The organism is Saccharophagus degradans 2-40 (genome assembly GCF_000013665.1).
Taxonomy (GTDB): Bacteria; Pseudomonadota; Gammaproteobacteria; order Pseudomonadales; family Cellvibrionaceae; genus Saccharophagus; species Saccharophagus degradans.
On the sequence record NC_007912.1, the window covers coordinates 2,075,623 to 2,089,369 of the forward strand.

Sequence of the window (13,747 nt, forward strand, 5' to 3'; positions counted from 1 at the left end):
AGCAATTCTGTGTATATACAAAAATTGGAGTAATAACTATGCCTTTAACGGCGGTAGATTGGATGTTGCCAGCGCTGATTGTAAGTATTTTAGCGCTTGTAGCTTGTGTGGCTTTTTTGATTAGTGCGCGTAAGCGGCTATCCGAGGTGTTGGAGGCAAAGCGTACCGGTGAAGACCTTGCGAGCGCACAGTTGCGTGCAGAGCAAGATAAAGGCGCAGCAGCACTGCGTGAGCTAGAGCTTTCGCAAGCAAAACTGCAAGCCGATCTCAATGCTGCATTGCGCACAATAAGCGAGCTAAAAGTAGAAAACCAAGATTTGCATAAAACCCGAGAGGAATATTTACAGCTTCAGGTAAGGTATCAAGAGCAAAGCGAAAAACGGGTTACCGAACAAAAGTTATTGGAAGAAACGAAGCAGGCGTTATTTAAAGAGTTTGAGTTAGCCGCTGGCAAGCTGTTTGATGAGAAGAAAGAGCGTTTCGAGTCGAGCAACAAAGAGGGCTTGCAAGCACTACTGCAGCCGTTTAGAGAGCAAATAACGGCCTTTAATAAGCGTGTAGAAGATGTGTACGATAAAGAAAATACACAGCGCAACCAGCTTGTAGGCCAAATTATAGAGTTGCAAAAGCAAACTCAACAGATAAGTGCCGAGGCGAATAACTTGGCGGCTGCACTTAAAAATGACAACAAAATTCAGGGCAGCTGGGGTGAAATTGTTCTAGAGCGGTTGCTAGAGCAGTCAGGGCTGCAAAAAGGGCGTGAATACGATACTCAAAAAAGCTTCTCCTCTGCTGATGGTTCGCGCTTTAGGCCAGATGTTATTGTGCATTTGCCCGATGAAAAAGATATTGTCATAGACAGTAAGGTTTCATTGGTGGATTACGAGCGCTATTGTTCTGCAGAAAACCAAGCAGAGAAAGAGATTGCGCTTAAAGCACATGTCGATTCCGTTCGCGCCCATGTAAAGGGCTTGTCGCTTAAACAATATGAAAACTTAGAAGGAATTCGAACACTCGATTTTGTTTTTGTATTTGTGCCTGTGGAAGCGGCTTATATTGTTGCCATTCAATCTTCGCCGACGTTGTTCAAAGAAGCCTATGACCGCAATATCGTCATTGTTAGCCCTTCGAGTTTGATGGTTGCGTTGCGTACAGTAGAAACTATTTGGCGCTACGAAAAGCAGAATGCGAATGCCGAACAAATAGCGGCAAGTGCGGGCAAGCTGTACGATCAGTTTGCTTTATTTGTAGACTCGTTAGAGGAAGTGGGTAAAAACCTCGATAGAACACAGGATGCATTCGGCAAGGCCAAAAAACGGCTAACGGAAGGGCGTGGTAACCTTTTAAGAAAAATAGATGGCTTAAAAGAATTGGGGGCCAAAACAAGTCGCAGGTTACCCGAGGCGTACCGTGTAGACCAAGATGACGAAGACACAGAAAGTTCAGGCCAGAAAAAAGCAGTTAAAGGTCAAATTGGTTTGTTAGTTAAAGATACAGAAGCAAGTACAGAGGGTGAAGTCTAACGTGTGGTATTTACTTATAGGTTTAGGCACTGTGATTATTGTGGTGCTGGCAGCAATAGCTGTAAATTTACAGCTGAAGGTGCGCAAGCAAGCTAAAGAGCAGCAAGCTCAGTTAGAGCAGCAGCAAAAGCAAACTGCAGAACGGCGCGAGTATGCGCGTAAAAGTATAAAAATACTTGCTCAAGCGATGCTTAAAGATGAGCTAACACTCACGGAGGTAAGCATTCGTATCGCCGCGTTGGTTCAAATATTTCCTTTAAGTGAATCGCAGCTGGCGGACCATCGCTGTTTTGTTGAGCTGGCAAAAGCTACTTCTCATATCCCTATATTGGAAGAGTGGAAAAAACTGCCCAAGGCTAAAAAGAAAGAGTTGAATATTGAGCGAGAGCGCTTAGAAAGTGAGTATAAGGATTTTATTCTGGCTGCTTGCGGTGCCATTACTCGCAATGACAGCTATTTGCAGGAATATATTTAACGCAGCGCATGAGGCGTGATTTGAGGCGGCTTATGCCGCCCCAAATAATTCTAAGCTAGTGTGGCAGCGAATTATTTTTTGGTAAGTATTACACCGCATTCGCGATGATCGGTATAAGGGAATTGATCGAATAACGCAAAGCGTTCAACTTTGTGCGTTTTGCAGAGGTTGGCAAGATTGTTGGCGAGTGTGTCGGGGTTGCACGAAATATAAATAATATTGTCGAACCGGCTAATTAGCGCTTCAGTATCTTCATCTAGCCCCGCTCTAGGGGGGTCTACAAACACGGTGCTAAAATTATAGCTGTCTAATTCTATATCTTTTAATCGTCTAAATTCTCGCACGCCATTTAATGCTTCGGTAAATTCTTCACTCGACATTCTTGCAATGGTGATATTTTTACAGCCGTTTTTTTCTATATTGTATTCAGCGGCCTTTACAGAAGTTTTAGATACTTCTGTGGCAAGTACTTTGTCGAAGTTTTTACTTAGTGGTAGTGTGAAGTTGCCGTTACCACAGTACAGTTCTACTAGGTCGCCACCCAGGTTTGCGGTGGCATCTACTGCCCATTGCAGCATTTTTTGACATACGGCTGCGTTTGGCTGGGTAAACCCAGACTCAATCTGTTTGTACGTAAATGGCGTACCGCTAATGGTAAGGGTTTCTTCGACGTAATCTTGTGTCAAAACAATTTTTTGCTTTTTGCTGCGTCCAATAATATGTGTGTTTAGGCTGCTAGCAAGTGCGTTGGCTTCTGCTTGCCATTCTTCAGTTAATGGTTTGTGGTAAATAAGAGTAGTAACGCTTTCACCGGTTGTAGTGGTTAAAAATTCCACTTGAAACAGGCGCTTACGCAACAGCTCGGAGGCGTTTACAATTTCGAGTAACTTTGGCATTAGCTCGACAATTTTTTCTGCGCCTACGCTAAATTCCCACTCCAATGTGACAGGCTTTTTATACTCGCCAGGTTGATACATGGCGTAGAAGGCTTCGGCGCCTTGTTGCCACATTTTGAATTCTGCGCGCATTCGGTAGTGGCTGGGGGGGGAAGGGTGTACTTCTATGTCGCCTTGCCAAAAATCGCTGAATTGCTCTTTGGTCGCCTTTTCTTTGTCGTCCAGCTGCTGCTGATAATTCGCGGGGTTGGCTTGGCCTAGTTTAGTTGTCATGTTGGTCACTTAATTTGTGGTTCAAACAAATACGCTTACCGTTAAAAGTTGAGGGTGCGCGCTTGCGTGCTGAGCTTATTTGATGGTGGCAGTATTTGAACAGGTGTTGAAAGTGCTGTTTTTAAATAAGCTGCAATGGCTTCAAGTTCCGGTGTTGTTGGGCTGGCAATTATACAGATTTCGAAAGCGCCGTACTCGGTTAGTGCGGCAAGTTTGCTTGTAAACTCGCTAACTGTTGATTCGGTAGATGTTGGCTCGGAAAGGTGCTGGCTTTGTTGAAGGCGTATTTCCAGTTTTGGGGATAAGCCAAACGCTAATGCCACTGCCAGGGCATCTAAGCCGGTGTTTGCTGAGGCTGAGTCGTGGGGTTGGGTGAGTCTAATAGTAAGCGCCTGCTGATTTAGAGGGGCTTCTAGTGGGTGCGATTGGCCAGATAATATCTGGTTGCTACTTATTACTGTATCAGCCTCTAGCGCAGCCTCTAACAAAACGCCTAGCCCGCCTATTTTATAGCCTTCATTGCAGTCTGAGTCGTTGTGCAAGCCAAGGTTAAGCCCAGATTTAGAGCAGATTATCGCGTCCAGCTGATTGTTGATAATAAAATTAGACCATTGCTCGCAGGTGTTAGGTGGCAAAGCAAAGTTGGCGCCTTCTGCGAAAAAGAAGATCTGGTTAATGCTGTGTGTATTTTGAATAGCGTGTTGGCACCACGCGAGTATTTCATTGTTTGGGTCGTTGTTGGGGTGGGTGTTTACAGTAATGCACAAATTCATTTTATATTCGAACCCAAATAAAAAACCCCGCTCAAGGCGGGGCTAGTGTAAAAGCTTAAGCGCTATATTAGTCGTCGCTGCCGCCTAAAAAGCTTAGCAAAATGCTGAAGATGTTATACAGCGATACATATAGCGTAACGGTTGCAGAAATGTAGTTGCGCTCACCGCCATGAATAATTTCACTGGTTTGCCACATAATTAGCATGGACGACAAAAACAAGAATGCGCAGCTAATGGTTAGGCTAAGTGCAGAAATTTGTAAAAACCAGTTAGCAACCATGGCAACCAGAATTACTACTAAGCCAGTCATTAAAAAGCCAGTGTACTTGCTCATGTCTTTCTTGGTGGCAAGGGTGTAACCAGAAAGTACAAAGAAGGTTAGTGCTGTACCGCCCAAGGCCGTAAGAATGGGCTCTATACCGCTTACGCCAATGTAGTAGCTGATGATGGGGCCAATGCTAAAGCCCAGCCAGCCGGTAAGGGCAAACACAGAAACAATACCCATGGCGGAATTCTTGGTTTTCTCTACAAGAAAGAGTAAGCCGATATAGGGTAGTAGCATCCATAGGCCTAGGTAGGGTACGCCTAATGCCATAGATGTAACGGCCATTGCCGCAGAAAAGGCAATGGTCATTGCCAATAATGCATATGTGTTGCGTAATACTTTACTCACTTCCTGTGTGGAACTTTGTGTCCCAGCATGTGTGTAGAGTTCTTGCATGGTATTTCTCCAATCAGCTAGTTTTGTTAACCGTGTTGATGCTTATTCTACAAAGCTTAGTGGTAAAAGCAATGTATTACATGTCTGTTTAGACGCTAAATTCTCGTCTTGGTTTCCCTTTCACAGATAGATTTTGGGGCGGGAAGGGGGAATTACAAGTAGCGCAAGCTTGGTTGCTAATGGGTAGGCAAAAAAAAGCCCAAACAATTGTTTGGGCTTTTTAATATGGCGGTGGGGCAGGGATTCGAACCCTGGGACCTGTTACAGTCAACGGTTTTCAAGACCGCCGCTTTCGACCACTCAGCCACCCCACCGGAAGAGGACGAAATTATACATGGGATAACGCTATGTACAAGTCGTAAAAGCAAAATTTATTTAAAGTTTAGAAATAAATTTTAAACTTGTTTGTAATCTAATCAGATAGCCTCTTTTTTGTATCATTTAAGAGGCTACCTAATCTTTTCTTTTATGCGTCGCTCGCTACTTCTTCTATATTGCGTTTTAAGCGCGGATCGTTCGCAGGGCGACTTAAATCGCGCGGGTTGCGCAAAATGTTAGCCGGTTGGGTTGTGTCTAGTGGTCGCGACATACGTATTTGGGTAACCACATTAGATACAAGCGTATTGGCAACAGGTTTAGGCGTCGCTCTTGGGTCGTTAGTTGCGCGAGAGTATTGCTTGCGCACTGCTTGAGCAGGAGCGAGCTCTTCTTTTGCTTCAGAGGCCTCTTCAGTAGCTTCAGCCACTGCAACTTCTGCAACCTCAGCGGTTTCGGCTGCAGCTACTGGCTCTGCAGTTTCAGCTTCGCTAGCGGTTTCTGCGGCAGTTTCTACAGGTGCTTCCTTCGCTGGTGCAGCTTCGGCACTAGGTGCTTCTACTTTGGTTTCAGCTACGGTTTCAGTTGTATCGCTCGCTTCAGCGGCTTGCGGCGCTTGGCTTGCTTTAGCTTTTTCGCTTGGCTCTGGCTTGGCTTCTGCAGCGGTAGCCGTAGCTTCCGGTTGCTTAGCTTCGCTGGGCGTTTCTGCTGTTATAGCTGCTTCTTGTGGCGCTCGTTCCTGTTTAGCCTGCTCTTTAGCTTCGCTTTTAGCCTGCTCTTTAGCTTCGCTTTTAGCCTGCTCTTTAGCTTCGCTTTTAGCTTGCTTAAGTTCAGCAGGGCTATTGGTCGCGAATGCTTTTTCTGCAGTGTCTATTGCTGAAGTCACTTCGGCAGCTAGTGCGGAATCATCTTTTGTTACTGATTCTTCGGCGGCTTGTGGAACTGGCTCGCGCTTGCGCTCACGACCACCACGGCCTCTGCGTCCATTCGGGCGACGGTTAGGGCCTTGCTCTTTAGGGGCGTTATTCTGCTCCTGAGGCTGGTTGTTGTTTTGTTGCTCGTCGTTGTTAGACTCTGGTGAATCGTTGCGATCCTGGTCGTTGCGACGGTTGTTGTTGCGTCTGCGGTTACCGCGCTTGCGGTTGCCGCGATCTGGCCTGTTATCGTCCGAGCTGGGGCCCTGGCCCTGTTGGCTTTGGTCAGACTTGGTGCGTGAGCTTAGGTTGTCGGTAATTTCGTCATCGCGATTCTTATTGCGATTATCGTTGCCGCGCCCGTTGCGATTTCTATTTCTGTTTCTGTTGTTTTGGCTATTGTTGCCACGACGACGCTGTTGCCCACGCGAGTTTTTACTGGTGTTCTTGCGCTTTTTGTCGTCCGTTTTAAATAGCTCTTTTAACTTTTTAAGTATTTTAGTTAATAGGCTGTCTGGTTTTGGAGCCTCTGGCGCAGGTTGCGCAGGGGGAATAGCCTGTACCGCTGGGCGTGGCAATTTAGCCAGTGCTGCAGCATCATCTTGGATTTTTTCTTCGTCTTCGCCTTGCGGCACTTCAATTTTGTAGCTTATTTCTGAAGAAACTACATCGTCATCGCGCAGGCGCTGTACGTCGAAGTGTGGCGTTGTCATCTTCTCGCTAGGGATAATAACAATACGTGTTTTTTGGCGTTCTTCTATGCCAGAAATCACTTTGCGCTTTTCGTTCAGCAGGTAGGTTGCTACGGCAACCGGCACAACTGCGCGAATTTCTGCGCTGCGCTCTTTTTGAGCCTCTTCTTCTACTAAGCGCAAAATAGAGAGCGCGATAGATTTGGTGCCGCGAATGGTGCCTTGACCGCTACAGCGAGGGCACACTTTAGATGTGGTTTCACCAAGAGAAGGGCGCAGGCGTTGGCGAGACATTTCCAGTAACCCAAAGCGAGAAATGCGGCCAACTTGTACGCGGGCGCGGTCCATTTCTAGGGCGTCGCGCATGCGGTTTTCAACTTCGCGCTGGTTGCGAACAGGCTGCATATCGATAAAGTCGATAACTACTAGGCCGCCCATGTCGCGCAAGCGCAATTGACGGGCAATTTCATCTGCTGCTTCTAGGTTAGTTTGTAGGGCTGTTTCTTCGATATCGCCGCCTTTGGTGGCGCGTGAAGAGTTAATATCGATACTGATAAGCGCTTCGGTAACGTCAATAACAATAGAGCCGCCAGAAGGTAGTTTCACTTCGCGCTCAAAAGCAGTTTCAATTTGCGATTCGATTTGAAAGCGGTTGAATAGGGGGAGAGGCTCTTCGTAAAGCTTCACTTTGCTGCGGTAGTTGGGCATTACTTGCTCAACAAATGCGGTGGCAAGGTTGTACGCATCTTGGTTATCTACAATTACTTCGCCTATGTCTGGGCGCAAGTAATCGCGAATAGCACGAATAATGACGTTACTTTCTTGGAATAGGAATTCCGGTGCAGTTTTTTCTTCGGCAGCGGTTTTAATGGATGCCCAAAGCTGAGCGAGGTAGTTCATATCCCACTGCAACTCTTCGGCTCTGCGGCCTACGCCAGCGGTGCGAACAATAATGCCCATGCCTGCTGGTACATCAATTTGACTCAATGCATCTTTAAGCTCTGTGCGATCGTCTCCGTCAATGCGACGTGAAATACCGCCTGCGCGTGGGTTATTGGGCATAAGTACTAGGTAGCGCCCAGCCAAGCTAATGAAGGTAGTAAGTGCCGCGCCTTTGTTGCCGCGCTCTTCTTTATCTACTTGAACAATAACTTCCATGCCTTCTTTAACCACATCTTGGATGCGGATGCGGCCGTCAATGTCTTTAGGCTGCTTGGCAAAGTATTCGCGAGAAATTTCTTTAAGGGGTAAAAAGCCGTGACGTTCAGAGCCGTAATCGACAAATGCGGCTTCTAAGGAGGGTTCAACGCGGGTGATTCGGCCTTTGTAAATATTGGCCTTTTTTTGCTCTCTAAGGCGGTTTTCTATGTCTAAATCGTAAAGCCATTGGCCATCGACTAAAGCTACGCGCAACTCTTCGGGCTGAGTTGCATTAATGAGCATTCTTTTCATGTAGTTGTGTTCTCAAATAGAGCACAGCATGAGCGCGAAAAGGTATAGCTATTTGGGGCAAGCAAGAAAGTGTAGAAACTTCACAGTATTTGCCAAAGCGACACAGGGGTCGTATTTGGGGTGCTACTCGTTAAACGTAGTAGTTTTACTGTGGGTGAGCGCATTGTAGACCTGCCAACTGACTATTTGGTTTATAAAGCCCGTGTTATATCTGGGGCCATGGTTTCTACATGCAATCAGCCAATAATTTCTGATAACAGCCGTTAAATATGGGTTATTTCACTTAATATGCTGGCATATTGGCGGCAAAGGCAGAGAAGTGAGGGGGCATAGCCCGTGGGCAGATCGGTATCGAGTCGCAAGAATAGGGCGCTCGAATTTTTAATATCAGATTTTTTTCGGCTTGTAGTCGTAAAAAATATCTATTCACAGATTGGTCTCTCGTATGGCACCAATCAAAAGTGTTTGTTAACCGTCTTGCATCCTGTGTCGCAGCACTATTAATAATTAATAACATCGTTATGCGTGCATACCCTGTATAAAACAATCAGGTATTTGCTGTGCATGGGCCGTTTTTGTTGCGGCCAATCGCTGCGAGCGTGTATCTAAGTCACTTGTGGGCTAATCGATATAGTCATAATCGATTGGCGGTGGGCCCCAGCGTTTTCGCGGTTTTTTCCGCTACAGTATATGCGCTGTGGGTTTCTCGCTTAACCCGTTCTGCTGTTACCGGCAACATAGCCTAAACAGTTATATCTATTTAGCGCGCAATTTGCGCTTCATGTTTTTATTCACTCAAGCCGAGGCTTGAGCACCTTCAAAATACGTTGTTTCCACTAGGAGCCCTGGGCGGGTGTAATATCCAATGTGCCTGGTTCAACTAGGGCAGGTCTGTTGCGTTGTTGATTGGAGCCATACCCATGCGGCTATTGACAATCAAGAATCACAACTAGACTACAGCGCAATATAGCACTTAACTATCGGCCTTTCAATTTTGGTGCGAATTTGTTAGGTGCTTGTCGTGTAAACCCTGTGGTTTTGACTAATTGAGCGGCAAAAAGCGTATGTTTTGTGCCTTAACACGACGACACTGGTATTATGGCGCTCAATTTAAAAGGCGGTATATTACCGTTAGGAACACAATTTAAATGGCGCAGAATGTACAGTTTCTCACGGTAAGTGAGGATGAGGCCGGTCAGCGGTTAGATAACTATTTATTAGCTAGGTTAAAAGGGGTGCCTAAATCCCTTATATATAGAGTAATTAGAAAGGGCGAGGTGCGCGTAAATAAAGGCCGCGCCAAGCCAGAGCGCAAATTGGCCGGTGGCGATGTGGTGCGCGTTCCTCCTGTTCGCGTAGCCGAAAGCCCAGAGCCAGTGCCTATTAGCAAAACCTTAAAAGGTGTATTGGATAACGCCGTTATTGCCGATGAGCCTGGGTACCTAGTGGTAAATAAGCCGGCAGGTTTGGCGGTGCACGGTGGCAGTGGTGTTACTTTGGGGTTGATCGAGGCGTTGCGTCAGGCTTTTCCACAGTACTCTTATTTAGAGTTGGTGCACCGGCTAGATAGAGACACTTCCGGCTGCATCTTGGTGGCCAAAAAACGTTCAATGCTGCGTTATTTGCAAGAGTTGTTTCGCGGCGAAAAGCGCATCCATAAGCGCTATCTTGCGTTGGTGATTGGTCGCTGGCCCTCTAGGCGAAACTTGGTGGATGCACCTTTGCTTAGAAAAGAGCTGCAGAGCGGCGAGCGCATTGTGCGAGTAAGCTTGGATGGTAAACCCTCCAAAACCGAGTTTAACGTGGTGCAGCGTTTTGGCGAGTCCGCCACTTTGGTGGAGGCAAGGCCGATTACAGGTAGAACCCATCAAATTCGAGTGCACGCCCAGCACCAAGGGCACCCGCTAGTGGGCGACCCCAAATACGGTAACGAAGTGTTTGACCTTTCGGTGAAGAAGCTTGGTGTTAATCGATTGTTTTTGCATGCCGCGGGACTAAGCTTTAAAAACGCCGATGGTGAGCAGGTGAACATAGAAGTCCCACTGCCTGCCGAGTTGCAAAGTGTAGTTGCTGCTTTTGATGGTCATTTTAATCAAGCAGGCAGTGTTGAATAGAGCGTATAGATAGAAGGCATAGGGTAATTGAATTACCTTGGGGGAAGCGTGTTATACATTTTTGATTGGGACGGCACAATTAGTGATTCGACGGCGAAAATATGTAAGTGCATGCAATTGGCCGCACAGGAAGTGGGGTTGCCCGTTTTAAGTAACGAGCAAATAAAAAACATAATCGGCCTGGGTTTGCCCGAGGCGCTACGTGTTTTGTATCCGCACGAAAGCGACGCAAGTAGAGAGGCCATTAAGCTTGCTTACTCGCGCCACTTTGCCCAAGCGGATGTCACGCCTTCGGCGTTTTTCCCGCGTGTTATGGAAACTTTAGATGCACTGCACGAAAAGGGCAGTAAAATTGCTGTGGCAACGGGTAAAAGCCGCAAAGGCTTAAACCGCGTATTGTCGAACTTGGGGTTGGAAGATTATTTTCATGCAAGTCGCTGCGCAGATGAAACCTGTTCTAAGCCAAACCCACGCATGCTGCAGGAGCTGCTAGTAGAGTTCGATGTGCCCGTTGATAAAGCGGTCATGATTGGCGATACCGAATACGATATGTCGATGGCGTACCAAATAAACATGCCCAAAATAGCCGTAAGTTACGGGGCGCACAGCTTGGATAGAATGCTGAAATACGAGCCGCAGTTATGTGTGGATGAGTTTGAGCAAATTTTAAATTGGAATTTTGAGGGGAAGTAAATTAATGCTATTTAGAAACAGGCCCAGCACCACAGGCGTAGACCCAAATGATGAGCACCGCGATTTTAAGCTTTTAGAGGCGGTGGTTGTAGATGCGTTTGCAGAGCAAAAAAAGGCGCGTCGTTGGGGTATAGTATTTAAAACGCTTACATTCGCGTATTTGTTTGTTGTTTTAATGTTGTTTGTGGCAGGCGCACAGCAATCGGGGGTGGTGAATGTGACAGAAGATCACACGGCAGTAGTAATGGTGCGCGGTGCTATTGCGGGCGATAAAGAAGCGTCTGCCCCCAGAATAAATGCGGCGCTAAGAGCAGCGTTTGAAAATGAGCATGCAAAAGCTATTGTGCTAGCTGTAAATTCCCCTGGTGGTAGCCCTGTGCAGTCGGCGTATGTGTACGACGAAATTATGCGCCTTAAAAAAGAATACCCAGATAAAAAAGTGTATGCGGTAATAGAAGATATTGGCGCCTCGGGTGCGTACTATATTTCTGCTGCCGCGGATGAGATTTATGCCAACCGTTCTAGTTTGGTGGGGTCTATTGGTGTAATTGCCTCCGGCTTTGGCTTTACTGGCACCATGGAGAAGCTTGGCGTAGAGCGCAGGGTATATACCTCCGGCGAAAATAAAGCGTTTCTCGATCCGTTTTCCCCAGCCAATGAACAGCATGAAGAGTTTTGGGAAGGCGTGCTCGCAGAAGTGCATGTGCAGTTTATGGATGCGGTAAAAGCAGGGCGCGGCGACCGATTAAAAGATAATGATACCGTTTTTAGCGGCTTAATATGGAATGGCGAGCGCGCGTTAGAAATGGGGTTGATTGATGGCTTGGGCAGTGCTCGCGACGTGGCGCGAGATGTAATCAAACATGAAAAACTGGTTGATTACACCCGCCGTAAATCGCCATTGCAAGAATTAATGAATAGCTTTGGTGTGTCTGTCGGTGAGGGTATTGCCCGCTCCGTTGGTGTTGATAACTCTATTGCACCTCTGCGTTAAGTGCTTCTAGTTCATCACTTTTAATAAACCATTCTTCTTCTGTTTCGGCGAGCTGCGATCGCAGTTCGCCTTGCTGTTTTAACAGTGTTTTAAGTTTATCGCCGCCCGTTTGGTAGAGTTCTGGGTCGGCTAGCTCTTCTTCTAGCTTGGCGAGTTTTTCTTGTAGCGTTTCCATTTGCTTTTCAAGCTTCTTAATGGCGTTGGTGTAGGGTTTTAGTTTGTCCCTTAACGCAGCGGCATTTTGGCGCAATTGTTTTTTGTCGGCTTTATTGGGTTCGTTTTTATTGCTTGCCTCGGCTTCGGCCTCTTTGCTTTCTTTGTTTTCGTTGCTAAGCCAGTTGCGATAATCTTCTAGGTCGCCATCAAATTCGGCAACCTTGCCGTTATCCACTAATACAAATTCTTCTACGGTTGAGCGCAATAAATGCCTATCGTGCGATACGATAATCACAGCGCCTTCAAAAGCTTGTAACGCAACGGTAAGAGCGTGTCGCATTTCTAAGTCTAAGTGGTTTGTTGGCTCATCCAGCAGTAATAAATTGGGTTTTTGCCAAGCGATAATGGCTAGTGCGAGGCGAGCTTTTTCGCCGCCAGAAAAATTGCCTACTGTATCTAATGCTTTGTCGCCGTGAAAACCAAAGCTACCCAAAAAGTCTCGCATTTTTTGTTCGGTTTCTTTCGGAGTTAGCCGGCGAAGGTGCAGTAGTGGTGTGCCCTTGGTGTCGAGAGATTCGAGCTGGTGCTGGGCGAAATAGCCAATGCGCAAATGCTGGCCTTCGCTGCGTTGACCGCCAACAAGCGGAATCATATTTGAAAGGGTTTTAATTAGCGTGGTTTTACCCGCGCCATTGTGGCCAAGCAGGCCGATGCGTGAAGAGCCTAAAACGCCAAACTCAATTTTGTCGGCAATGGGGGCGTCTGCACTGTAGCCAATAGCGGCTTCACTCAAAGTAATAAGCACTTGTGGAAGCTTTTCTGGTTTGGGGAAGCGAAAGTCAAAGGGCGAATCCACATGCGCGGGCGCAATCTTTTCCATTCGGTCCAACTCTTTTAGTCGGCTCTGTGCTTGCCTTGCTTTGGTGGCTTTGGCGCGAAAGCGATTAACAAATTGTTCTATCTCTGCAATACGTTCTTGTTGTTTGCTAAAAGCAATAGCTTGTTGGGCAAGACGTTCGGCGCGTTGAATTTCGTAATCTGAATAGCCGCCCGTGTAACTGACAAGTTTGCAGTTTTCGAAGCTCACTATGTTGCCAATAACGTTATCTAAAAAGTCTCTATCGTGCGAAATAATAATGAGTGTGCCGGAATACTGCTTAAGCCAATTTTCTAGCCACAATGTTGCATCTAAATCTAAGTGGTTGGTTGGTTCGTCTAGCAGTAATAAATCTGATGGGCACATAAGTGCTTGAGCAAGGTTTAAGCGAATGCGCCAGCCACCCGAAAAGTCGCTAACGTCGCGCTTGCCATCAGCGGGTTTAAAGCCAAGGCCTGCCAATAATCGCTGCGCGCGCGCTTGCGCGGTGTAGCCGTCTACTTGTTCCAGCTCGGCAAACCCTTTAGCCAGTGCCTCGCCGTCATCTTTTGCTTGTGCGTTGGCAATATCGTTTTCTATGCGGCGCAAAATTTTATCGCCGTCTAATACGTAGTCTTCTGCGCAGCGCTTTACTGCAGAAACTTCTTGCGCCATATGTGCAATGCGCCAGTCCGACGGAATGCTCAGGCTGCCTGCATCTTCGGCGAGCTTGCCGGTAAGCATTTGGAATAGGGTGGATTTACCGCAGCCATTGCTGCCAATAATTCCCCACTTTTGGCCGGGGTGGATAGTGAGCGAGGCTTCCTCAAGTAAAAACTTGGTGCCGCGCTGTAAGCTTACGTTTTCTAGCTTGATCATAGATACTTATTGGCCGCTAAT

General features: G+C 46.9%; 10 protein-coding genes and 1 tRNA gene. 5 read left to right on the forward strand and 6 right to left on the reverse strand.

Going from position 1 to position 13,747, the window contains the following annotated elements; genetic code table 11:
• Positions 1-38 precede the first annotated feature (38 nt).
• Positions 39-1,523, forward strand: coding sequence for a DNA recombination protein RmuC (rmuC, locus tag SDE_RS08460; protein WP_011468096.1), 1,485 nt, complete (start codon positions 39-41; stop codon positions 1,521-1,523).
• Between the two features lies 1 nt (position 1,524).
• Positions 1,525-1,998 carry a DUF2489 domain-containing protein gene (locus tag SDE_RS08465; protein WP_011468097.1) on the forward strand — a complete coding sequence of 158 codons (474 nt, stop codon included), beginning with the start codon at positions 1,525-1,527 and terminating at the stop codon, positions 1,996-1,998.
• Between the two features lie 71 nt (positions 1,999-2,069).
• Here the strand turns inward: SDE_RS08465 and trmA are convergent, their stop codons facing one another.
• The 5 genes from trmA to rne form a co-directional block, all read right to left on the reverse strand.
• Entirely contained in the window at positions 2,070-3,167 is a 1,098-nt protein-coding gene (gene trmA / locus SDE_RS08470) for a tRNA (uridine(54)-C5)-methyltransferase TrmA (protein WP_011468098.1), read from the reverse strand.
• Positions 3,168-3,208: 41 nt separating this feature from the next.
• Positions 3,209-3,940 carry a DsrE family protein gene (locus SDE_RS08475; RefSeq protein ID WP_011468099.1) on the reverse strand — a complete coding sequence of 244 codons (732 nt, stop codon included), beginning with the start codon at positions 3,938-3,940 and terminating at the stop codon, positions 3,209-3,211.
• A 67-nt stretch (positions 3,941-4,007) separates the two neighbouring features.
• Positions 4,008-4,661: a Bax inhibitor-1/YccA family protein gene (locus SDE_RS08480; protein WP_011468100.1), complete on the reverse strand. Its 654-nt coding sequence runs from the start codon at positions 4,659-4,661 to the stop codon at positions 4,008-4,010.
• 226 nt (positions 4,662-4,887) lie between these two features.
• A tRNA-Ser gene (locus tag SDE_RS08485) sits at positions 4,888-4,975 on the reverse strand.
• Between the two features lie 152 nt (positions 4,976-5,127).
• Positions 5,128-8,034 (reverse strand): ribonuclease E, encoded by a 2,907-nt coding sequence (gene rne / locus SDE_RS08490; protein ID WP_011468101.1) that lies wholly within the window; start codon positions 8,032-8,034, stop codon positions 5,128-5,130.
• Between the two features lie 1,148 nt (positions 8,035-9,182).
• On the opposite strand from rne, the gene rluC reads away from it, so the two are divergent.
• Genes rluC through SDE_RS08505 form a run of 3 tightly spaced genes read left to right on the forward strand, consistent with a single transcriptional unit; the run spans position 9,183 to position 11,835 of the window.
• Positions 9,183-10,148 (forward strand): 23S rRNA pseudouridine(955/2504/2580) synthase RluC, encoded by a 966-nt coding sequence (gene rluC, locus SDE_RS08495; RefSeq protein WP_011468102.1) that lies wholly within the window; start codon positions 9,183-9,185, stop codon positions 10,146-10,148.
• 48 nt (positions 10,149-10,196) lie between these two features.
• Positions 10,197-10,841: an HAD family hydrolase gene (locus SDE_RS08500; RefSeq protein ID WP_011468103.1), complete on the forward strand. Its 645-nt coding sequence runs from the start codon at positions 10,197-10,199 to the stop codon at positions 10,839-10,841.
• A gap of 4 nt (positions 10,842-10,845) precedes the next feature.
• Positions 10,846-11,835: a S49 family peptidase gene (locus SDE_RS08505; protein ID WP_011468104.1), complete on the forward strand. Its 990-nt coding sequence runs from the start codon at positions 10,846-10,848 to the stop codon at positions 11,833-11,835.
• On the opposite strand, the gene SDE_RS08510 is transcribed toward SDE_RS08505, so the two are convergent.
• Positions 11,816-13,726, reverse strand: a complete 1,911-nt coding sequence (locus SDE_RS08510; RefSeq protein ID WP_011468105.1) for an ATP-binding cassette domain-containing protein — start codon at positions 13,724-13,726, stop codon at positions 11,816-11,818. The genes SDE_RS08505 and SDE_RS08510 overlap by 20 nt on opposite strands.
• Positions 13,727-13,747 lie beyond the last annotated feature (21 nt).

Excerpts from the sequence above, each read along its gene's own strand:
- SDE_RS08480 (WP_011468100.1), bottom strand. The coding sequence starts at position 4,661 with ATGCAAGAACTCTACACACATGCTGGGACACAAAGTTCCACACAGGAA.
- SDE_RS08510 (WP_011468105.1), bottom strand. The coding sequence starts at position 13,726 with ATGATCAAGCTAGAAAACGTAAGCTTACAGCGCGGCACCAAGTTTTTA.
- rmuC (WP_011468096.1), top strand. The coding sequence starts at position 39 with ATGCCTTTAACGGCGGTAGATTGGATGTTGCCAGCGCTGATTGTAAGT.
- trmA (WP_011468098.1), bottom strand. The coding sequence starts at position 3,167 with ATGACAACTAAACTAGGCCAAGCCAACCCCGCGAATTATCAGCAGCAG.
- SDE_RS08505 (WP_011468104.1), top strand. The coding sequence starts at position 10,846 with ATGCTATTTAGAAACAGGCCCAGCACCACAGGCGTAGACCCAAATGAT.
- rluC (WP_011468102.1), top strand. The coding sequence starts at position 9,183 with ATGGCGCAGAATGTACAGTTTCTCACGGTAAGTGAGGATGAGGCCGGT.
- rne (WP_011468101.1), bottom strand. The coding sequence starts at position 8,034 with ATGAAAAGAATGCTCATTAATGCAACTCAGCCCGAAGAGTTGCGCGTA.
- SDE_RS08475 (WP_011468099.1), bottom strand. The coding sequence starts at position 3,940 with ATGAATTTGTGCATTACTGTAAACACCCACCCCAACAACGACCCAAAC.